Here is a 20,391-nt window from a genome sequence, read left to right on the forward strand (position 1 = left end):
AAAACCGCGCCGCGTGCGGCCTCGCTGTAGGCGCGACGCAAGTCGCGAGCTTTCTGGTCTGTTCAGCTCGCCTTGCGCGTGGTGCTGCGTTTGCGCGGAGCGGGTGCTTCAGCACCCTCGCCTGCGGTTTCGCCCGCCTTCGCCGCTGCGGGCTTGGTCGCCTTCGGTGCCTTGGCTTCGAACTCGAAGCCAACCTTGCCGTCCTTGCCGCGCACCAGAAAGGCGGAGAACTTGCGCCGCGTGCGTGCCGACACGAAGCCCTTGAGCAGGTCGGTCTTGCCCTCGGTCAGCAGCTTGGCCATCTGCTCGCGTTCGATTGGCTGCTGCAGGATGATCTTGCCGGAGCGGAAATCGCAGCTCTTGCCTGGTCCCACCGATTTCTCGCACACATAGGCCATGCCGTGCTCGTACACCCGGCTGGCGCACTTCGGGCAGGCACCGACGGCCTCCTGCGCGGAGAAGTCCACCGCCTCGGCCTCCTCGCCCTCCTTGGGCTGGCCGAAGTCGAAGGTGGGCTGCTTGTCCTCGTTCAACACGATGTCGGCATTGAACAGGCGCCCCATCTTGTTGCGGAAGCCGAGCAGCGGGCCGACCTTGCCCTCGCGCAGCAGGGTCTCGATCTCGTCGTACTCGAACTGGCGACCGGCGACGATCTTCCAGGTGCTCCAGTCGCAGGCCTGGCAGGCGAACTTCTTGTAGTTCTCCTTCACGACGCCGCCGCACTTCGGGCACGGCGTCTGCAGCGTCACGAACTCGCCTGGCACGGTGTCGGACTCGTAGCGCTTTGCGCGCTCGACGACCTCGCGCGTCATCTCGGCGATCTCGTTCATGAAGGCTTCGCGGCTGAGCTTGCCGTGCTCCATCTGCGCGAGCTTGTATTCCCAGCCGCCGGTGAGTTCGGGCGAGGTCAGCGCGGTGACGCCCAGTCCCTTCAGCAGCGTGATCAGCGAGAAGGCCTTGGCGCTCGGGATCAGTTCGCGGCCTTCGCGATGGATGTACTGCTCGCTGATCAGGCCTTCGATGATCTGCGCGCGGGTGGCTGGCGTGCCGAGACCGCGTTCGGCCATCGCCGCGCGCAATTCCTCGTCGTCGACCATCTTGCCCGCGCCTTCCATTGCGGAGAGCAGCGTGGCTTCGTTGAAGCGCGCTGGCGGCTTGGTCTGCAGCGACTTGACCGTGATGTCCTCGGTGGACACCGTTTCGCCCTGCTTCACAGCGACCAGCTGCGGTGCGCTGCCGTCCTTGGCATCCTTCTCGTCGTTGGCCGCTTCCTTGCCATACACCGCCAGCCAGCCCGGATTGACCAGCACCTTGCCCTCGGTCTTGAAGGCCTCGCCCTCGACGCGCGTGATGCGGGTGGTGATCTGGTACTCGGCCGCGGGGTAGAAAACCGCCAGGAAGCGCTTGGTGACGAGGTCGTAGATCTTGTGTTCGGCTTCGGACAGGTTCTTCGGCAGTGCGCCGGTGGGGATGATCGCGAAGTGGTCGGAGATCTTGGCGTTGTTGAAGATGCGCTTGTTGGGCTTCACCCAGCCGTGCTTGGCGATCTCGTTGGCGAAGGGCGCGTACTGGTCGGGCAGCGTGCGCATGACCTCGCTCACCGTGGCGAGGTAGTCCTCGGGCAGTGCGCGCGCGTCGGTACGCGGGTAGGTCAGCACCTTGTGCTTCTCGTACAGCGCCTGGGCGAGTTGCAGCGTCACCCGGGCGGAGAAGCCGAAGCGGCCGTTGGCCTCGCGCTGCAGGCTGGTGAGATCGAACAGCAGCGGCGACAACTGGGTGGAGGGCTTGGCCTCTTCACTGACCACGCCCGGCTTGCCTGCACACTTGCTGCGGATGGCCTCGGCCTGGGCCTTGTCCCACAGGCGGAAGGCGGTGGCGTGCTCGTCGCCCTCGGGCTTCTTGAACTTCTCGTCGAACCAGCGCCCCGGGTACTCGCCGGCGGCGCAGCCAAAGCGCGCCTCGAGTTCCCAGTAGTCGCGCGACTTGAACTTGCGGATGCGGTCCTCGCGCTCGACCACCATCGCCAGCGTCGGCGTCTGCACCCGGCCCACGGTGGTGAGGTGGAAGCCGCCGGTCTTGGAGTTGAACGCGGTCATCGCGCGCGTGCCGTTGATGCCGATCAGCCAGTCGGATTCGGCGCGGCAGATCGCCGCGTTGCGCAGGCCCTCGACGTCCTGCGCGGCGCGCAGATGGGCGAAGCCGTCGCGGATCGCCTGTGCGGTCATCGACTGCAGCCACAGGCGCTGCATCGGCTTCTTGCTGCCCGCGTGCTGGGCGATGAAGTTGAAGATCAGCTCGCCCTCGCGGCCCGCGTCACAGGCATTGATGAGGCCGGTGACGTCCTTGCGCTTGATGAGCCGGGTGAGCAGCTTGAGCCGATCCTCGGTCTTCTCGATCGGCTTGACCGCGAAGTGGGGCGGGATCACCGGCAGATGGGCGAAGGTCCACTTGCCGCGCTTGACCTCGAACTCCTCGGGCACGGTGAGCTCGAGAAGGTGACCCACGGCCGACGACAAGACGTATTCGTCGGACTCGAAGTAGTCCTTCTCCTTGGTGAAGCCGCCCAGCGCACGGGCGATGTCCTGCGCAACGGAAGGCTTTTCCGCGATGATCAGTTGCTTGCTCATGCTCGTGTCGAGACGACTGTGGCGCCCAGCGGGCGCGCGGGGTTCGGGAAGCGGCGGATGATAAGGACAGCCTGCTTGCGCTTGCAAGCAGGCTGGATTGACCACTCAATGCAAGGTCGGTTCGTAGGCCCAGTCTTCCTCTTCGGTGAGGAGCTCGTCCACCATCAGGGTGTCGATAGGCTCTTCCTGCTGCCACAGCACCATCAGTACGATGACCTTGAGGCGATTCAGCGAGATGGTGAAGTCGTTCAGGGCCATCGCACGCTCGATGATCAGCTCGCGGTGCGCGGCGCCGAGGACGCCAGCGCTTTCGAGCAGGCTCAGAAAGCCGCGGCAGCGGGCGTCGAGTTGCTTCTGCTCTTCATCGGTGTAGATCCGTACCGATCCGCTGCTGGGCGCGATGCCGGGGTGGATGTCGCGTGCCACGCGGCGCAGGCCGGCCAGCCAGTCGAGCGCTTCGGAAATCTCGTCCTGGTCGAATCCGGCCGCCGACAGCTTGCGGGCGAGCAGATCGGATTCGGGGCAGGCGTCTGCGTGGATGTAGCTTTCGAAGAGATATACGAGGATGTCGAACAAGGCGGCCTCATTTTGGGGCGGTCGGCAGCGTGGTGGGCGGTTCCAGGACCGGCATGCCGGATGGAGGGCTTCGCCCGCTGTGCTTGCGTGCGGCTGGTGATGTGCGGCCGGATTCAGATGCGCTGGAGGCGCCCCCCGGGCAAGCGCGCGAGGAGTCCATCCAGCTCGAGCGGAAGCAGGATGGCGTACAGGGCATCGACCGTCAAGCTGCAGCGCTGGGCCAGCGTGTCGATGTCCACCGGGTCATGGCCGATGATCTGCAGCACCCGTGCCGCCTCGCCGTCGAGGGCAAGCTCGGCCTGGGACATGGTCGGCGGCGTCGAAGCGGCATCCTTGCGTTCGCGTCGACGGCGTCCGGCCGCCGTGTGCGGGCGCTCGGGTGCCGCCCAGCCGAGCCGGCCGCGCAATTCCTCGACGACGTCTTCGGCCGTCTCGACCAGCTTGGCGCCTTCACGGATCAGGCGGTGGCAGCCGCGCGACAGTGGCGAATGGATCGAGCCCGGGATCGCGAACACCTCGCGGCCGCATTCGGTCGCCAGTCGCGCGGTGATCAGTGAGCCGCTGTTGAGTGCGGCCTCGACCACCAGCACGCCTTGCCCGAGACCGGCGATGAGCCGGTTGCGGCGCGGGAAGTTGTGCTGCAGTGGCGGTGTGCCGAGCGGGAACTCGCTGACGACCACGCCGCAGCGGGCGATGTCGCGGGCAAGTGTTGCGTTGCGTGCGGGGTAGATGCGATCGATTCCGGTACCGATCACGGCGATCGTGCCGCCCCCGGCTGTACCTGCGGCGAGTGCGCCGCGATGGGCTGCCGCGTCGATACCCAGAGCAAGCCCGCTGACGATGGTGAAGCCCTGCGCCGCCAGCTCGCGGGCGAAGGCTTCGGCGTTGGCCTCTCCCTGAGCGGTTGCGGAGCGCGCCCCCACGAGGGCGATCGCCGGGCGCTGGAGCAGGGCCGGGTCGCCCTTGACGTAGAGCAGCACCGGCGGGTCGGCCATGTCGAGCAGGCTGCGTGGATAGGCTTCGTCGGCAAGGGTGAGCACGTGGCTGCCGGGCTCGGCCGCCCAGGCGAGCGCGCGCTCCATCCATTCGGCCTGCGGGGTGCCGAGCACTGTATCCGCGGCTTCGCCCCCCACCACTGCCGCGAGCGCACTGCGGCCGGCGCCGAAGATGTGGCGCGGCAGGCCGAAGGCGGCAAGCAGGCTGCGCTGGCGGTCGGCGCCCAGGCCCGGCAGCGAGCTCAGGCGCAACCAGTCGGCGAGGTCGTCGTGATCGGCGGACAAGAGGCCTGGGAGTGCGTGTGAGTCTCGGCGGCGACCGTCAGGGCTGGCGTACGACGTCGGAGAGCGTGACCGGGCCGTCGGATTCCATCACCAGGGCGTAGGAGATGCGATCGAAGACGCGGAACACGAACACCATGCCGTAGCGCTTCTCGGGCAGCTGGAAGGTCTCCTTGCCGCCGTCGCCGGTATATTCGGCCGTGCCGCGGTTGCGGAACAGGGCCAGCACGTGGCCGCGCTCGATGCCGTCACGTTCGCCAACGTTGAGCGCCACCACGTGCAGACGACCGGTTTCGCTCACGCCGCGATGAATCGAGATGATGCGCCCGTTCACGTCGCGCTCGGGCGCATGCGGCGCAAAGGAGAACACGCTCGGGCGATCGCTCGGCATCATCAGGTCGCCGACGCCGATTTCCTCGACCGAGGTGGTGACCTCGAGGGTGGTTGGCTGGCCGCGTTCGGTCACGCGCGCGGTGCCGAGGTAGGCAGCCTCCCAGGCCAGGGTTTCGCGCGTCACCGGGTCTTCGAGCGGCTTGGCCGGGCGGTAGATGTGCCACACCTCGGCGGCGTCGCCGACGTCCTTGGCGAAGATGGTGTCGCCCGTGCCGGTCAGCACGCGGCTGGTCTCGGTGGCGATGATGGTCGCCGAGCCTTCCAGGCGGGGGCCGTCGATGACCAGCGGGCGGTTCAGGAAGGGCTCGATTACCTGCAGCGGGATGCTGGGCAGGGCGCTGTCGAGTGCTTCGCTGTAGATGCGCGGCTGCACGCGATCGTCCTGGGTGCCGCCGATGCGCCGGCCGATGCTCAGCCAGGGGCCGCTGCGGTCGAGCAGGATGACCTGCCCCGGGTAGATGAGGTGCGGGTTGCGGATCTGCTCGCGGTTGAGGCGCCAGACTTCGGGCCAGCGCCAGGGTTCCTGCAGGAAGCGGCCCGAGATGTCCCACAGGGTGTCGCCACGGACCACCGTGTAGCTGTCGGGTGCGTTGTCAGCAAGGCGGACACCGGATTGAGCGTGGGCGCTCGCGCCAAACAGGGCCGCGAAGGCGACGAGCAGAGAGAATATAATTCGGGTCATTGATCGCTTCCGGTAGATGCGGGGCGTGCCGACGAGGCCCTGGAACGCTGTTGCATGGACAGGGTCGAACCGGATGCGCGAAGCAAACACGGTCGTGAAGCGCTTCGAGTCCCCGGCGCAGTACATGCGCATGCATGTGAAAACGCTTGAAATTCTGCACTTAAAGGTTTAACGCGGCAAGGCATTCATGGCTCTCCTACCCATTCTCAGATACCCCGATCCCCGCCTGCATACGGTTGCCAAGCCGGTTGCAGCGGTCGATGACGACATCCGCCAGCTCGTGCGCGACATGGCCGAGACCATGTACGAGGCGCCCGGCATCGGGCTCGCGGCCACTCAGGTCAACGTCCACATGCGCGTGGTGGTCATCGACGTCAGCGAGGACAAATCCGGCCTGATGACGCTGATCAACCCCGAGATTCTCGAGCGCTCGGGCGAACAGGTGTGCGAGGAAGGCTGCCTCTCCGTCCCCGGTATCTACGAGAAGGTGACGCGTGCGGAGCGGGTTCGGGTGCGCGCCCTCGACGACAAGGGCGAGCCCTACGAACTTGCGGCCGACGGCTTGCTCGCGGTCTGCATCCAGCACGAGATCGATCACCTCGACGGCAAGGTCTTCGTCGAATACCTGTCCCAGCTCAAGCTCAGCCGCATCAAGAGCAAGTTGGCCAAGAAGGCCCGCATCACCGCGTGATGGCCGACACCCTCTCCCCCGCGGCGCTGCGCGTCGCCTTCGCCGGCACGCCCGAGTTTGCCGCCTGCGCGCTCGAAGCCATCCTTGAGGCCGGCTACACGGTGCCGCTGGTGCTCACCCAGCCCGACCGCCCTGCCGGCCGTGGCATGAAGCTCACGCCGAGCGCGGTCAAGCAGCTCGCCCTGGCGCGTGGCATCGAGGTCGACCAACCGGAGAGGCTGCGCACGGACGAGCAGCGTGCGCGCCTGTCGGCCTGTGCGCCGGACGTGCTGGTGGTGGCGGCCTACGGATTGATCCTGCCCAAGGCGGTGCTGGACATGCCGCGCCTGGGCTGCCTCAACATCCACGCCTCGCTGTTGCCGCGCTGGCGCGGCGCCGCGCCCATCCACCGCGCCATCGAAGCCGGCGACGCCGCGACCGGCATCACCATCATGCAGATGGACGAGGGCCTGGACACCGGTGCGATGCTGCTCGAGCGCTCGACGCCGATCCTGCCCCGCGACACGACCGCCACGCTGCACGACCGCCTCGCGGCGCTCGGCGGTGAGTGCATCGTCGCCGCGCTGGCCGCCCTGCAGCGCGGCGAGTTGGTCGCCAGGCCGCAGCCGGCCGAGGGCGTGACCTACGCTGCCAAGATCGGGCGTGCCGAGGCGAACATCGACTGGACGCGCCCGGCGGCCGACATCGAGCGCGCGACGCGTGCCTTCGACCCCTTCCCCGGGGCGGCTTCCAGCCTGCGCGATACGGTGGTCAAGTGCTGGTCGGCCGAGGTCGTGCCCGGCCGGGGCGAGCCCGGCACGGTGATCGCGGCAGGCGACGACGGCATCACCGTTGCCTGCGGTCGCGACGCCCTGCGTTGCACGGTGTTACAGCGTCCGGGCAGCAAGCGCCTGCCTGCCGCGGAATTCCTGCGCGGCTTCCCGGTCTCTGTGGGCGAACGCTTCGCAACCGTGGCCTGAGCGCCACGGTTGGGCCGGTGGGCCTCGCACCATGCTTGAATTTGCCTGGTCGGGCCCCAAACTAGGCTTTTGAATCAACCTTTTGCAGGAAGGACACCGCAATGTTCGGTAACTGGATCAAGACCTCCATCCTGATGGCCGGCATCGTCGCCCTGTTCGGCGCCATGGGCGCGGCCATCGGCGGCCAGCAGGGCATGCTGATCGCGCTCGTCATTGGCGGCGCCATGAACTTCTGGGCCTACTGGTTCTCCGACAAGGCCGTGCTCAAGATGTACAACGCGCGCCAGGTCGATGCCGCCTCCTCGCCCTACCTTTACAACATGGTGCGCGAGCTCGCCCAGCGCGCCGACCTGCCGATGCCCAAGGTTTACATCATCGACGAGGCCCAGCCCAACGCCTTCGCCACCGGCCGCAACCCCGAGAATGCCGCGGTGGCCGCCACCACCGGCATCATGCGCATGCTGTCCGAGCGCGAGCTGCGCGGCGTCATGGCGCACGAGCTGGCGCATGTGAAGAACCGCGACATCCTGATCTCGACGATCTCGGCCACGGTGGCGGGCGCGATCTCGATGCTGGCCAACTTCGGCATGTTCTTCGGAGGTCGCGACGGCGAGAACCGTCCCAACCCGATCGTGTCGATCGCGATGATGATCCTGGCGCCGATGGCCGGCATGATCATCCAGATGGCGATCAGCCGCACCCGAGAGTTCGGTGCCGATCGTGGCGGCGCTGAAATCTCCGGCGACCCCGAGGCGCTGGCCAGCGCGCTCGCCAAGATCGACGCCTACGCGCGCGGCATCCCCATGCATACCGCCGAGCAGCACCCCGAGACGGCGCAGATGATGATCATGAACCCGCTCTCCGGCGGCGGCCTGCGCGGGCTGTTCTCGACCCACCCGGCGACCCAGGACCGTATCGCCCGCCTGCGCGCGATGCGCTGAGTGCCTCAGCGCGCCTGTAGGGCGGTCTTCACCAAGGCGAGCAGTTCGCCCGGGGCGACGGCCTCGCCCAAGGCACCCGCACGCAGCAGCATGTCGCGTCGGGCCGTGCGGCGAGCATCGTCGAACTCGCCGTGGTAGACGATCAGCGGAGGCCGGCGCGGTCTCGACGCCAGCGCGCGCAGCAGTCTCAACGCGGCGCTCGGCTGACCTTCCAGTGCTTCGGGTCGGCTCCAGTCCGATAGCACCAGGTCGAAGCCCTCGGTATCGGCGTCGAGGCGCGTGAGCGCTTCTTCCGTGCTGTGTGCGGTCACGACTTCGACCTGCAGTTTTGCGAGCGCGGCGATTTCGTGCGCGTTGCCTTCCGGTTTGTCGTCCACCCACAGCAGCCGCTTCTGCTCGGGCATGTCGATCAGCGCCAGTGCCGTATCTTCGGCCTCGGCGCCATCCATCGCGGGTGCGCCGCGTATTCGTGCCGCGACCGCCAGTTCGTTGGTGAAGCCGGCCATCATGCGCCGGACCAGACTGTCGGGTTCTTCGTGCTTGCGTGCCGCGGTGTCGCCCGTACCTTCTGGCGCTGCGGCCTCGAGCGCCCAGCTGTCGTCCTCGGCCGCCGATGCGGCCACACTTGCTGAGGTGGCGCCGAAGTCGCTCGACCTCGGTGCGGCGGCGGCCGCGGGTGCTGCACTCACCCAGCGCTGCTGGATTGCCTCGACGGCGCGCCGGATGCCCTTGGCGACATCGGTCCACGCCTCGTCGCGGTTGGGCCAGGAGGTGACCGGGCGCAGGTCGGTGGGCAGGCCCTGAAGGTGGGCAAAGGGCGCCCCTTCGATGTCCACTGCGCGCAACAGCACCGGCACCACGCTGGCGTCGCCGCGCTCGGCACGCGCTACTGCCGATGCAAGTTCCTTGCCCCATATGTAGTCGGAGTTGAGGAAGTCCATGCTCACCAGCAGCAGGATCAGGTCTGCCGTGCTGAGCTGGGCATCGATCGCCTCGTCCCATTTCTGGCCCGCAACGATGCTGCGATCGTGCCAGGGGCGGATCACGCCCTTGCGCCGCAGGAGCGCAAGGTGGCCATCGAGCTCGTCGCGGAGTTTCTCGTCTTCGTGTGCATAGCTGTAGAACAGATCGACCGGTTCCATGACGACGCTCCCATGCGGTACAGCCCGATCTTCAACATAGATCAGGCTGTCCGCGCCGTCAGCAAGCGATGGTGCATGGGCCTGCGTGGGTGCGGCGCCCGCTGCGCCTGACCCTACCTTTGCCGGCCAGCATTGCGGATAATGCGCGCCGGACACCTGAACGTCGATCTACATATCGACAAGCGTCCGAACCCTATCTGCCCGGTCTGAATGCCGGGCCATTAAACCCCGGCGCGCCCGCACCGGGGTGGCTGGAAGCCGATCGGCGGCGCGACTGCCGGCGGTCTCCGAACAACCGGAGCAGCACATGCACCATCAACGCACTGCCTCGCGCAGAGGCTTCCTGCTGTCCGCCGCCGCTCTCGCCGTGGCCGGCAGCCTGGGTCTGAACGCAGGCGATGCCTTGGCCCAGCCGGCCAAGCTCGTCATCACCGCGATCCCCGACGACGGCGACGCCGACCGCATGCGCGAGAACTTCGGCGCGCTGGCCCGTCATCTCGGCAAGGCCGTGGGCATCCCGGTCGAGTACATGCACGTGGAGAACTACGCCGCCAGCGTCACTGCGCTCGCCACCGGCCGCGCCCATGTCGCCTGGCTCGGCGCGGTGACCACCGCGCAGGCGCGCATGCAGATGGGCGAGCAGCTCACCATCCTTGGCTGCCGAGACATCGACAAGGGCTTTGTCAGCTACTTCATCGCCAACCCGGCGACCGGTCTGGGCACCGTGGGCGACCTCGGAGAACTCGCCAAGGCCGCGCAGGGCAAGGGCTGGAGCTTCACCTTCGGCAGCAAGAGCAGCACCTCGGGCCACATGATGCCGCGCAAGTACTTCATGGACCAGGCCGGTGCCGCGCCGGAGCGGGTGTTCCGCAGTGTGGCCTATTCCGGCAGCCATGACGTGGTGATGCAGATGGTGGCCGACGGCACCCATCAGGTCGGCGCGCTCAACTACGCATCGTGGGACAAGGCCGACGACGCGCTCAAGGCGCGTGCGCCGATCGTCTACAAGACCCCGCCCTATACCAATTACGCCCTCGCCGCCCGTGCCGATCTCGGCCCGGACCTGCTCGCCAGGCTGCGTGCCGCGCTGCTCGCCGTCGATGGCAGCACGCCGGAAGGTGCCCAGGTGCTCAAGTACCTGAAGGCAGGCAAGTTCATCGAGGCCGACATCGGCGAGTGGCAGGGCTACGTCGACCTGCTCGAGTCGGGTATCGACATCGGCGGCTGAGGGCTGGCTGGGACCGGTAGGCGCAGCGTCCGGCCGGATGCTGTGCCGCCCCCTGCCCGCTCATCATCATGAATACAGACTCCATTGATGCGCAGGCCGTGCCCGAGCACCCGGTTCGCCTGCAGGGCGCCGCGGTCGCCTACGGCGGCCAGCGCGTACTCGACGACATCAGCCTGGACATCGCTCCGGGCGAGCGCGTCGCCGTCATCGGGCCCTCGGGCGCGGGCAAGACCACGCTGTTCCGTCTCATCGCCGGCCTGGTCAAGCCTGCGGCTGGTTGCGCGCTGACGCTGGGCGAGGATACCCGCCGCCTGCGCGGGCGGCGGCTGGCGCGGCTGCGCCGCGAACTCGGCTTCCTTTACCAGCAGGACAACCTGATCCCTCAGCTGCGCGTGGTGCACAACGTGCTGATGGGCCGGCTCGGCCACTGGTCGCTGGCGCGTGCGCTGCTGTCCCTGCTGTGGCCGCAACAGATCGAACGCGCGCGCGCTGCGCTGGCGCGCGTCGAGCTCGCCGACAAGCTGTGGGCACTACCCGACGAACTCTCCGGCGGCCAGCAGCAGCGCGTCGCCGTCGCCCGCCTGATCGTGCAGCAGCCGCGCCTGGTGCTGGCGGACGAGCCGGTGAGCGCGCTCGACCTGCGCCTCGGGCGCGAGATCATCGGCTTGCTATGCCAACTGGCGCAGCGCGACGGCGTGACGCTGGTGGTCAATCTGCACACGCTGGACCTCTTGCAAGGCCATTTCGACCGCGTGATCGCGCTGCGTGGCGGCCGCCTGTTCTGGCAGGGAGAACCAGCGCAGATCACCCAGCATCTGCTGCGCGAGCTCTACGGCGCCGAATACCGCGCGCTGCACCTGGACGAGATCGAGGTGCAGGAATGAAGCACGGCTGCCGCAGCGGTGTACCGGGGGTGTCTTGGTGAGTACGCTCGCCTTGGCCGCCAGCGCGCGTTACGAGCGCCGCCCGCTGGGCCATTTCGTCGCCCTGCTCGCCGTCCTGCTGGCCTTGCTGGCGGCCTTCGCCGCCGCCGACTGGGACTGGGGGGCGCTCACTGACGCCGAGCGCCGCGCTCAGGCGGCAGCGCGCATCGGCGCCTGGCTGGCGGCCTTCGCTCGCCCCGACCTGTCGCCGGACTTCGTGCGCCATGCCTGGGACCTGACCCTGCAGACCCTGTCCGCTGCCATCCTCGGTACGGCGCTGGCGGTGCTGCTGGCCTGGCCGTTGGCGATGGGGGCGAGCCGTGCGGTGTGTGTCGGCGATGAACGCAGCGCTGTGGGTGGCAAGCTCGTCGCCCGCCTGTGGCGGTGGTTGCCGCTGCGCTCGCCGGCCGCCTTGCTGTGCGCGGCCTGCCGGCTGGTGCAGGACATCCTGCGCGCGGTGCCGGATTTCGTGTGGGCGATCATCCTGGTCGCACTGGTTGGCCTCGGCCCGCTCACTGGTGCGCTCGCGCTGGCGCTCAACATCACCGGCATTCTGGCCAAGGTGTACAGCGAGCTTTGGGACAGCGTTGATCCGGCGCGTTATGGCCAGGTTCGCAGCCTGGGCGGTGGCCGGCTGGCGACCTTCCTTTACGGCATCCGTCCGCTCGCCTCGCGCAACGTGCTGTCCTTCACGCTGATGCGCGCCGAATGCGCGATTCGCAACGCCGCGGTGATTGGTGCGGTGGGCGGCGGCGGGCTGGGCTCGGAGATCTGGTACCAGGTGCGCTTCGGCGCATGGGACAAGGTCGGCACGCTGATCCTGTTCACCTTGTTACTGACGCTGGCCGCGGATCTCGTCAGCAACACCATTCGTCGCCAGTTGCGCGGTGACCAGTCCCGCCAGAGCGGCGGTGCCTCGTGCGCGGTGGCGGGGGCTGGCGATGCCTCGCGCCAGGGACGGCCTGAGGGCGATGCTGTGGCGCCGCCCATTGCGGTTGGCGTCTCCCGTCCGCCGTTCGGCCCCTGGCTGGCTACCGGCCTGGTCGTGCTGGCCCTGCTGTGGTCGCTGTGGTTCATGGGCTGGGGCAACCGTGGCGGCGAGGATGGGGCTGCACGCAACCACCTCGCACCGGCCATGGAGCTGCTGAGTGGTGAGGCCTGGGGAAAGCTGCGCTTCTTCGAACGCCTGCTGCAGCCCGAGCTCGACCTCGCCGCGATCGGCCTGGGCGACCCGGCCAAGGCGGCGGCGCGCCTCGAGCAGGGCAAGGCGGTCGAATTGTTCGCCACCCATGGCGCGCTCGATTTCTGGCGACCGTCGGCGTGGCTGGCCTGGCAGCAGGCGCTGCAGAAGTGGTTCGTGTGGCGGGTGGTGGAATCGGCGGCGATCCCGCTCGCCATTGCGGTCGTCGGCACGGTGCTCGGCGTGGCCGGGGCGATCCTGCTCACCTATCCGCATTCGGCCAGCTTCCAGCTCCACGCCGCACGCTTCAGCGGCGAGACGCCGGCGCCCTGGCAGCGCGCGCTGCGCGCCCTGCAGCTCGCTGCGGCGCGCGCCACGGCGGTGATCGCACGTGGCGTGCCTGAGGTGATGTGGGCCTTCCTGTGCATCGCCTTCTTTGGTCCCGGCCTGGTGGCGGGGACCTTGGCCATCGCGCTGCACACGCTGGGCGTGCTCACCCGGGTGTTTGGCGAGGCGGTGGACAACCAGCCCCTGCGCCGCTTCGAGCCCACCTGCGGTGGCTCGCGCTTGGCAACCTACGGCCTGGTGGCGGTGCCGCGGGTGTGGCGCGACTGGATGACCTATGGCTTTTTCCAGTTCGAGAGCAACGTGCGCGCGGCGGTGGTGCTCGGGCTGGTCGGCGTGGGCGGCCTGGGCTTCCAGTTCAGCTTCAACTTCGAGTGGTTCCGTTTCGAGCGGGCCGGCACCTACCTGCTCATGATCGTGTTGCTGACGGTGCTGATCGACCGCGGTTCGCGCCTGCTCAAGCTGTCCCGCGTCGGGCGTTGAACGGCCGGGCAGCGGGCAGCGCCTTGGTGTAGGCTAGCGGGCGGACCAGCCGGTGCCCCACGAACAAGCCGGCACCACCCTCACCCACAGGAGATAACCATGAGCGCAGTGACCCTCGGCGGCAATCCGATCGACGTGGCGGGCCGTTTCCCGCAAGCCGGCGATGCCGCCCCCGCCTTCAAGCTCACCGCCGCCGACCTTGCCGACGTCGGCCTCGAGGCCTTTGCCGGCAAGCGCAAGGTACTGAACATCGTTCCCAGCCTTGACACCCCGGTGTGCGCGACCTCGACGCGCAAGTTCAACGAGGAAGCCGGCAAGCTGGCCGATACCGTCGTACTGGTGGTTTCTGCCGACCTGCCCTTCGCGGCCAAGCGCTTCTGCGAGACCGAAGGCCTGGCGAACGTGCAGACGTTGTCGACCTTCCGCAACCCGGGCTTTGCCGAGGCCTATGGCGTGGCCATCACTTCCGGCCCGCTCGCCGGCATCACCGCGCGTGCAGTGGTGGTGATCGATGCCAACGACAAGGTCGTACATGCCCAGCGCGTGGGTGAGATCAAGGATGAGCCGGACTATGCGGCCGCGCTTGCCGCGCTGAAGTAAGCGGCAGTCATGCAGTGAAAGGCAGGGGCCCCAGTCGGGGCCCTTGCCTTTTCCGCTCAGCGGCGGCGAGCAGACTCGCCACCCGGTTTCTGTGGCTCGTCAAAGTGGCTGTCATCCTCGAGCGGAAACACGCCGAGCCCCTGGTCTGCAAGGCGGATGGTGCTGGCGGCGAGTACTTGCGGGATGCGCAGGCTGCGCTCACCCATGCTGACCGTGACGCCTTCGAACACGGTCTGCTCCACATTCACCCGCGCCTGCTGGGCGAGCTCGAGCCGGAAACGCAAGGCCTCTTCCTCGTTACGCAAGGCCTCGATCCCGGTCGACAGCGCAGCCGCTGCAAGCTCGGCGCGGCTCAGCATCTCGCTTGTGACCTTGCCCGGATTGCGGTCGGCGAAGTTGAGCAGCTTGCCGACATCGAGCAGCTTGTTTTCCTGGATGTCGCGCTCCTGGGCCTTGGCCTGCACCGCCTGGGAGAGTGCCGTGTCGGCGCCGATCTCGAGTTCGGTGCGGATGCGGTTGTGCGCGCCGATCACACGGGCATGGATCGACAGGTTCGCGCAGGCCTTGCCGCCGATGATGTGGCCGCGACGCTGGTTGCCGACGCGGATATGGTTCCGCGCCACGAGCTGGCACTGCATGGCCAGATCATCGATGAAGATCGAGTCGCCCGCCGTGATGCGTGCCTGTTGAGCATAGGTGGCGGTGAAGCTGCCGTCGCAACGGATGGCGACGGCGCTGAAATCCTTGCCTGCCGTCTTGCCGCCGAGCCCGCCCATCACGCCGCCGCGCACGATGATGTTGCCGCCGGCCTCCAGCGTGGCGGGCTCGACCACGCCGCCGACCTCGATGTCGCCGCTGGCGCGGACGCTCATGCCGGCCTGGATGTCGTTGCGTACCCTGACCGTGCCATCGAAGTCGATGTTGCCGGTGGCCATGTTCACCGAGTCGACGGTGTAGATGGGCTCGACGATGATGCCATCGCGCACCTCCACGGGTTGGCCGTCGCAGGCAGCGACGAGGAGGTCGGGGTCCTCGGCCGCGGTGCGCGTGCCGCGCAAACCGCTGGCGAAGCGGACATCGCGCCCCGGCTTGGGCGCGATCGGCTGGCCGAGCACGTTGCGGCCGTCCTCGCCACGAGTCGCGGGATGCCGTCGCATCAGGCCCTCTCCCTCCTGCACCACGAGGATCTCGCCGAAGTCGCGGAAGTCGGTACGGCCGCAGGGGCGGACGTTGGGTACGCGCGCAGGTGTCTCGGGCAGCAGGCGTTCGAGCCAGCCGTCCTCACCGGGCACGGCTTCGCGGCCGCGGGCGATCACCAGGCGGTTGGCCTGGCCCTTGGCGATCGCGCGGTTGATCTCGTCGACCAGCACGCCCTCGACGATGCCGCGTGCGGCGAGCAGGCCGAGCAGTTCTGCCTTGGTTGCCGGACGGCCGCCCTTGGCCGGGGTGAGGGTGAGTTCCGCGCTGAGGCCATCGGCCGCGACTTCGACCTCGAGCATGGCATCCGCGCACTCGGCGATCTCGACGGCCTCGACCGATTGCCCGGCGTTGTAGCGCGCGATCAGCCCCTTGATCGCATCCGGCCGGATGCGCAGTTCGGCGTAGCCGGCCGCGCCGAGCTGCTCGCGCAACCAGAGTGCATCGATGCGCGGGAAGCGTGTGTCATGTGCCAGGTTCGCGCTGAGCACACGGGTCGCCGCGTCGAGGGTGAGGCTCAGTAGAGGGCCTGGGGCCAGGTCATTGTCCATGCGCGCGGTGCAGTGGCGTTGAAGGGAGGCGGGGCGGGATTCTAGCCCTCATCGGGGGCGTGCATGCATGTGCCAGATCAAGTGCGAGCATCATTGCCCGAGCGCGCGGGCAATGAACTGTCGCGCCACGCGCGGGCGCGGCACCTTGTCGGCAAACCACTGGCGCACGTCCGCATCGAGGCCGATACCGTGCATATAGTTGTATAGCGCCTTGTTGAGCGCTTTGCCGAGGCGATCGTGGTCGACACCGGTGGGGTCGATGAAGCCGATGTCGTTTTTCGCGAAGCTTACCGGTGGCAGCGGTACGAGCTCGATACCGTACTCCTGCGGGTTCATCCCCACCGGCGAGTGTACGGTGCACGCAAAGCGGTGGAAGAAGCCCGACTGGATGCAGCCGGCTTCGAAGAGCTGGCGCACGTATTCCAGGGCATCAACGGTGTCGTGCACCGTCTGCGTTGGGAAGCCGTACATCAGGTAAGCGTGGACCAGTACCCCGGCTTCGGTGAACGCATGGGTGACGCGTGCCACCTGGTCCACCGACACGCCCTTCTTCATCAGCTTGAGCAGCCGGTCCGAGGCCACTTCCAGCCCGCCCGACACCGCGATGCAGCCGCTGTCGGCGAGCAGCCGGCAGAGCTCGGGGGTGAAGGACTTCTCGAAGCGGATGTTGCCCCACCACGAAATTGCCACGCCGCGGCGCAGCAGCTCCTCGGCGAGCGCGCGCAGGGCCTTGGGCGGCGCCGCCTCGTCGACGAAGTGGAAGCCGGTCTGGCCGGTCTCGGCGATGATCGCTTCGATGCGGTCGACCAGCAGCGCGGCCGGGGCGCCGTCGTAGCGGCCGATGTAGTCGAGGCTGACGTCGCAGAAGCTGCACTTCTTCCAGTAGCAGCCGTGGGCCACCGTGAGCTTGTTCCAGCGCCCGTCGGACCATAGCCGGTGCATCGGGTTGAGCATGTCGAGCACCGACAGGTAGCCGTCCAGGGGCAGGCCGTCCCAGGTCGGCGTGCCGACCTCGGCGAAGGGCACGTCGGGCTCGATGAGGTTGATGTAGCGCACCGCATGCGTGTCCGCGTCGCGCACGAAGGTGCGTACCAGACGGGACTTGCCACGCTTGCCCTGCAGGTGTTCGAGCAGCGCCAGCAGGGGGCGCTCGCCGTCGTCGAGGGTGACGTAGTCGAAGTAGTCGAACACGCGCGGCTCGGACAGCTCGCGCAGCTCGGTGTTCACGAAGCCGCCGCCGAGCACGGTGACGATGCCCGGATGGGCGGCCTTGATCGCCTGGGCGATGCGGAAAGCGCCGTACACCGAGCCGGGGAAGGGCGTGGAGACGAGGACGAGCTGCGGCCGATGGTGGGAGATGGCCTCGAGGGTCAGTTCCTTGAGGTAGGCATCGACCAAGGTCGGTGAGGCGGCCAGGGCGTCGGCGAGCGCGTCGAAGGTGGCCTGGCTCATGGCCAGCGATTCGGCGTAGCGCACGAATTCGAAGCGCGGATCGATGGCGTCGCGCAGGATGTCGGCGAGCTCGTTCAGGTACAGCGTGGCGAGGTGGCGCGCACGGTCGGCGAGGCCGAGGGCGCCGAAGGCCCAGGCGAGCGGGTCGCCGCCTTCGGGATCGTCCGGGTCGACATAGGCATCGAGCGTGTCGAAGCGCGGCCCCTCGGGCAGGAAGGTCCGGCTCGCGATGCGATGGGCGATGGTGGGGTCGCGGCCTTGCAGGAAGGCGATGGTGGGGCCGACGGTGTAGCGGTAGCGCGTGAAGTGCTCGAGAAAGCCCTGCACCAGCGGCGTGCGCTGTCTGCGTGCCAAGGTCTCGGCGCGGGCGCGGATGTCGTCCAGGCCGGTAGGCGACAGCAGGCGCAGCACCAGCTTCAGCGCAAGATCCTCCTGCACCGCGGCGATGCCGCGCGAACGCAGGAAGCCGGTGAGATAGGCCGTGGACGGATACGGCGTGTTGAGCTGCGTCATCGGCGGGATCACCGAAAGCACGCGTGGCGAGCTGTCTGCCATGATGGGGGGCTCACCCGTGTCGCTTGCCGGGATGAGGGCGGTCGCGGCGTCGGGCCGAGCACTTGTCTTGTGCGGGGGCGGGGAGCGCCATTCTACGTCAGCCCCGCCGGCGCGCCGTGCCCGGCGCCAGGTTCAGGACATCTCCCCGCACAGCGCGGTGCCGAAGCGCGCGCGCACCTGCGCAGGATCGGCGTCGGTCGCGAGCAGCACATGCAGCTTGGCGAAGGCCGCCTCGAGCGTCATGTCTGCGGCCGGGACGACACCGATGCGGTGCAGTGCTGCGCCGGTTGCGTAGGCGCCCTGCATCACCGCGCCGTGGCTGCACTGGGTCCGGTTCACCACCACCACGCCGCGCGCTACCGCGCGCGCGAGCGCATCGAGAAGGCCGGGCTCGGCATCGGGCAGGTTGCCGGCGCCGTAGCTGCTCAGCACCAGGCCGCGCAATGCGGGATCGGCCGTGAGCGCATCGACCTGGTGTGCGCCCAGGCCCGGATGCACGGTCAGCACCGCCACCGCGCGCGGATCGAACTCGGGGAGCCGGAAGTTGCGTGCGCCCGCAGGCTGCAGGCGCTGCGCATGCACATTCAGCGTGATGCCGACCTCGGCCAGCGCGGCTGCGTTGGGTGAGGCGAACGCTTCGAAGGCCGTGCTGCTGGCCTTGGTGCTGCGGTTGCCGCGCAGCAGTTGGCGGCCGAAGAACACGCCGACTTCGCCGTGCGGCAAGCTGTCGGCGAGCAGCAGCGCCGACTGCAGGTTGGCCAGTGCGTCCGTGCGCGGCTCGACGAGCGGAACCTGCGCACCGGTGAGGATCACCGGTCGATCGGCGCCCTGCAGCATGAAGGACAGCGCCGACGCCGTCCACGCCATGGTGTCGGTACCGTGCAGCACGACGAAGCCGCGGTAGTCGTTCCAGCGCGTGACGAGCTCGCGGGCGATCGCGGTCCATTGCGCTGGCTGCAGGTTGGCGCTGTCGATCGGCTGTGCCAGTTCGACGAGATCGAAGGCGGGCAGGCCTGCCACGCCGTCCAGATGGCGCCGTAGCACCGCGCCGAAGCCCGGCATCGGACGATAGCCGTCCGTGCCGCGCTCCATGCCGATGGTGCCGCCCGTGTGCAGCACCAGGATGCGCTCGTTCATGCCGGCTGCCTTTGCGGGGCGAGCATGGATTGCGGGCTGAGCAGCGCATCGAGTTCGGCCTCGCCAAGCAGGCCCTCGCCCAGCACCAGGGCGCGCACGGTGTCGCCGCTGTGCAGCGCCTGGGCTGCGATGCGCGAGGCGTTGGCGTAGCCGATGTGCGGCACCAGCGCGGTGATCACGCCGATGCTGTGCTCGACGTGGCGGCGGCACTGCTCGCGGTCGGCGCGGATGCCGCGGATGCAGCGTTCCTCCAGCATGCGGCAGGCGGCGTCGAGCATGCGTACCGAGGACAGCAGGTTGTAGACGATCAGCGGCTCCATGGCGTTGAGCTGGAGCTGGCCGGCCTCGGCCGCCATCGTTACCGCGAGGTCGTTGCCGATCACCTGGTAGGCGGTCTGATTCACTGCCTCCGGGATCACCGGGTTGACCTTGCCCGGCATGATCGACGAGCCCGGCTGCATCGGCGGCAGGTGGATCTCGCCGAAGCCGGTGCGCGGCCCGCTGGAGAGCAGGCGCAGGTCGTTGGCGAGCTTGGACAGCTTGACCGCGAAGCGCTTGAGCACGCCCGAGAAGAGCACGAAGGCGCCCATGTCCGAGGTCGCCTCGACCAGGTTGGCAGCGGGCACGATCGGCTTGCCCGAGATCTCGGCGAGATGGCGCACGGCGAGTGCGGCGTAGTCGGGGTGGGTGTTGATGCCGGTGCCGATCGCGGTGCCGCCGAGGTTGACCTCGCACAACAGGGTGCAGACCTCGCGCAGGCGGTCGATGTCTTCGCCCAGGTTCACTGCGAAGGCCTCGAATTCCAGGCCGAGCGTCATCGGCACGGCGTCCTGCAGCTGGGTGCGGCCCATCTTGATGACGTCGGCGAACTCGCGGCCCTTCGCTTCGAGGGCGCGCTTGAGGCTGGCGATGGCGTCCACCAGCGGCTCGACGGCGAACTGCAGGCCGACGCAGACCGCGGTCGGGTAGGCGTCGTTGGTCGATTGCGACATGTTCACGTCGTCGTTGGGGTGCAGGTGTGCATACGCGCCCTTGGGCTGGCCGAGCTTCTCCAGCGCGAGGTTGGCGATGACCTCGTTGGCGTTCATGTTGGTCGAGGTGCCGGCGCCGCCCTGGATCAGGTCGACGACGAAGGCCTCGTGCAGGTGACCGCCGATGATGTCCGAGCAGGCGGCGAGGATGGCGTCGGCCTTGTGCGCCGGGAGCAGCCCGAGTTCGTGGTTGGCGCGCGCGGCAGCGGCCTTGACCATGGCCAGCGCGTTGACGAGTGCCGGGAAGTGGCTGATGGGTACGCCGGTGATGGCGAAGTTGTCGACAGCGCGCTGGGTCTGGATGCCGTACCAGGTGGTGGCGGGCAGCGCCATGTCGCCGAGCAGGTCGTGTTCGATGCGGGTGTTCATGTTGGTGTGTTCCTGTGGCGGTGGCAGGCGCCGTGTGCGCCAGCCACCGGGA

16 protein-coding genes are annotated in these 20,391 nt (G+C 68.3%); 7 read left to right on the forward strand and 9 right to left on the reverse strand.

Going from position 1 to position 20,391, the window contains the following annotated elements; genetic code table 11:
* Positions 1 to 62: 62 nt before the first annotated feature.
* From LQF09_RS00870 to LQF09_RS00885, 4 genes are all read right to left on the reverse strand, one after another.
* Positions 63 to 2,627, reverse strand: coding sequence for a DNA topoisomerase III (locus LQF09_RS00870; RefSeq protein ID WP_270068919.1), 2,565 nt, complete (start codon positions 2,625 to 2,627; stop codon positions 63 to 65).
* Positions 2,628 to 2,732: 105 nt separating this feature from the next.
* Positions 2,733 to 3,203, reverse strand: a complete 471-nt coding sequence (locus LQF09_RS00875; RefSeq protein WP_002937563.1) for a DUF494 family protein — start codon at positions 3,201 to 3,203, stop codon at positions 2,733 to 2,735.
* Positions 3,204 to 3,316: 113 nt separating this feature from the next.
* Positions 3,317 to 4,483, reverse strand: a complete 1,167-nt coding sequence (gene dprA / locus LQF09_RS00880; RefSeq protein ID WP_002932985.1) for a DNA-processing protein DprA — start codon at positions 4,481 to 4,483, stop codon at positions 3,317 to 3,319.
* Between the two features lie 37 nt (positions 4,484 to 4,520).
* Entirely contained in the window at positions 4,521 to 5,555 is a 1,035-nt protein-coding gene (locus tag LQF09_RS00885) for a LysM peptidoglycan-binding domain-containing protein (RefSeq protein ID WP_270068920.1), read from the reverse strand.
* 187 nt (positions 5,556 to 5,742) lie between these two features.
* On the opposite strand from LQF09_RS00885, the gene def reads away from it, so the two are divergent.
* The 3 genes from def (at position 5,743) to htpX (ending at position 8,146) form a co-directional block, all read left to right on the forward strand.
* Positions 5,743 to 6,246, forward strand: a complete 504-nt coding sequence (gene def / locus LQF09_RS00890; protein WP_270068921.1) for a peptide deformylase — start codon at positions 5,743 to 5,745, stop codon at positions 6,244 to 6,246.
* Positions 6,246 to 7,205 (forward strand): methionyl-tRNA formyltransferase, encoded by a 960-nt coding sequence (gene fmt, locus LQF09_RS00895; protein ID WP_002932977.1) that lies wholly within the window; start codon positions 6,246 to 6,248, stop codon positions 7,203 to 7,205. Before def ends, fmt begins: the two co-directional genes overlap by 1 nt.
* A 101-nt stretch (positions 7,206 to 7,306) precedes the next feature.
* Positions 7,307 to 8,146, forward strand: a complete 840-nt coding sequence (gene htpX, locus LQF09_RS00900) for a zinc metalloprotease HtpX (RefSeq protein ID WP_002937570.1) — start codon at positions 7,307 to 7,309, stop codon at positions 8,144 to 8,146.
* 5 nt (positions 8,147 to 8,151) lie between these two features.
* Here htpX and LQF09_RS00905 read toward each other — a convergent pair whose 3' ends face one another.
* Positions 8,152 to 9,288: a toll/interleukin-1 receptor domain-containing protein gene (locus LQF09_RS00905; protein WP_270068922.1), complete on the reverse strand. Its 1,137-nt coding sequence runs from the start codon at positions 9,286 to 9,288 to the stop codon at positions 8,152 to 8,154.
* A gap of 307 nt (positions 9,289 to 9,595) precedes the next feature.
* On the opposite strand from LQF09_RS00905, the gene phnD reads away from it, so the two are divergent.
* The 4 genes from phnD to tpx all read left to right on the forward strand — a co-directional run bounded on the left by phnD (position 9,596) and on the right by tpx (position 14,047).
* Positions 9,596 to 10,516 carry a phosphate/phosphite/phosphonate ABC transporter substrate-binding protein gene (phnD, locus tag LQF09_RS00910; RefSeq protein ID WP_270068923.1) on the forward strand — a complete coding sequence of 307 codons (921 nt, stop codon included), beginning with the start codon at positions 9,596 to 9,598 and terminating at the stop codon, positions 10,514 to 10,516.
* 68 nt (positions 10,517 to 10,584) lie between these two features.
* Entirely contained in the window at positions 10,585 to 11,400 is an 816-nt protein-coding gene (locus tag LQF09_RS00915) for a phosphonate ABC transporter ATP-binding protein (protein ID WP_002925525.1), read from the forward strand.
* A 37-nt stretch (positions 11,401 to 11,437) separates the two neighbouring features.
* Entirely contained in the window at positions 11,438 to 13,447 is a 2,010-nt protein-coding gene (locus LQF09_RS00920; RefSeq protein ID WP_270068924.1) for a PhnE/PtxC family ABC transporter permease, read from the forward strand.
* A gap of 99 nt (positions 13,448 to 13,546) precedes the next feature.
* Positions 13,547 to 14,047: a thiol peroxidase gene (gene tpx / locus LQF09_RS00925; RefSeq protein ID WP_002925521.1), complete on the forward strand. Its 501-nt coding sequence runs from the start codon at positions 13,547 to 13,549 to the stop codon at positions 14,045 to 14,047.
* 56 nt (positions 14,048 to 14,103) lie between these two features.
* Here the strand turns inward: tpx and LQF09_RS00930 are convergent, their stop codons facing one another.
* The 4 genes from LQF09_RS00930 to LQF09_RS00945 form a co-directional block, all read right to left on the reverse strand.
* Positions 14,104 to 15,795 (reverse strand): DUF342 domain-containing protein, encoded by a 1,692-nt coding sequence (locus LQF09_RS00930; RefSeq protein ID WP_270068925.1) that lies wholly within the window; start codon positions 15,793 to 15,795, stop codon positions 14,104 to 14,106.
* A gap of 90 nt (positions 15,796 to 15,885) precedes the next feature.
* A complete protein-coding gene (locus tag LQF09_RS00935; protein ID WP_270068926.1) occupies positions 15,886 to 17,802 on the reverse strand; it encodes a B12-binding domain-containing radical SAM protein in 1,917 nt (638 codons plus the stop codon).
* 132 nt (positions 17,803 to 17,934) lie between these two features.
* Positions 17,935 to 18,939 carry an asparaginase gene (locus tag LQF09_RS00940; protein WP_270068927.1) on the reverse strand — a complete coding sequence of 335 codons (1,005 nt, stop codon included), beginning with the start codon at positions 18,937 to 18,939 and terminating at the stop codon, positions 17,935 to 17,937.
* Entirely contained in the window at positions 18,936 to 20,339 is a 1,404-nt protein-coding gene (locus LQF09_RS00945; protein WP_002925515.1) for an aspartate ammonia-lyase, read from the reverse strand. The genes LQF09_RS00940 and LQF09_RS00945 overlap by 4 nt, the downstream gene beginning before the upstream one ends.
* Between the last annotated feature and the right edge of the window lie 52 nt (positions 20,340 to 20,391).

The organism is Thauera sp. WB-2, assembly GCF_027594845.1.
Taxonomy (GTDB): domain Bacteria; phylum Pseudomonadota; class Gammaproteobacteria; order Burkholderiales; family Rhodocyclaceae; genus Thauera; species Thauera mechernichensis.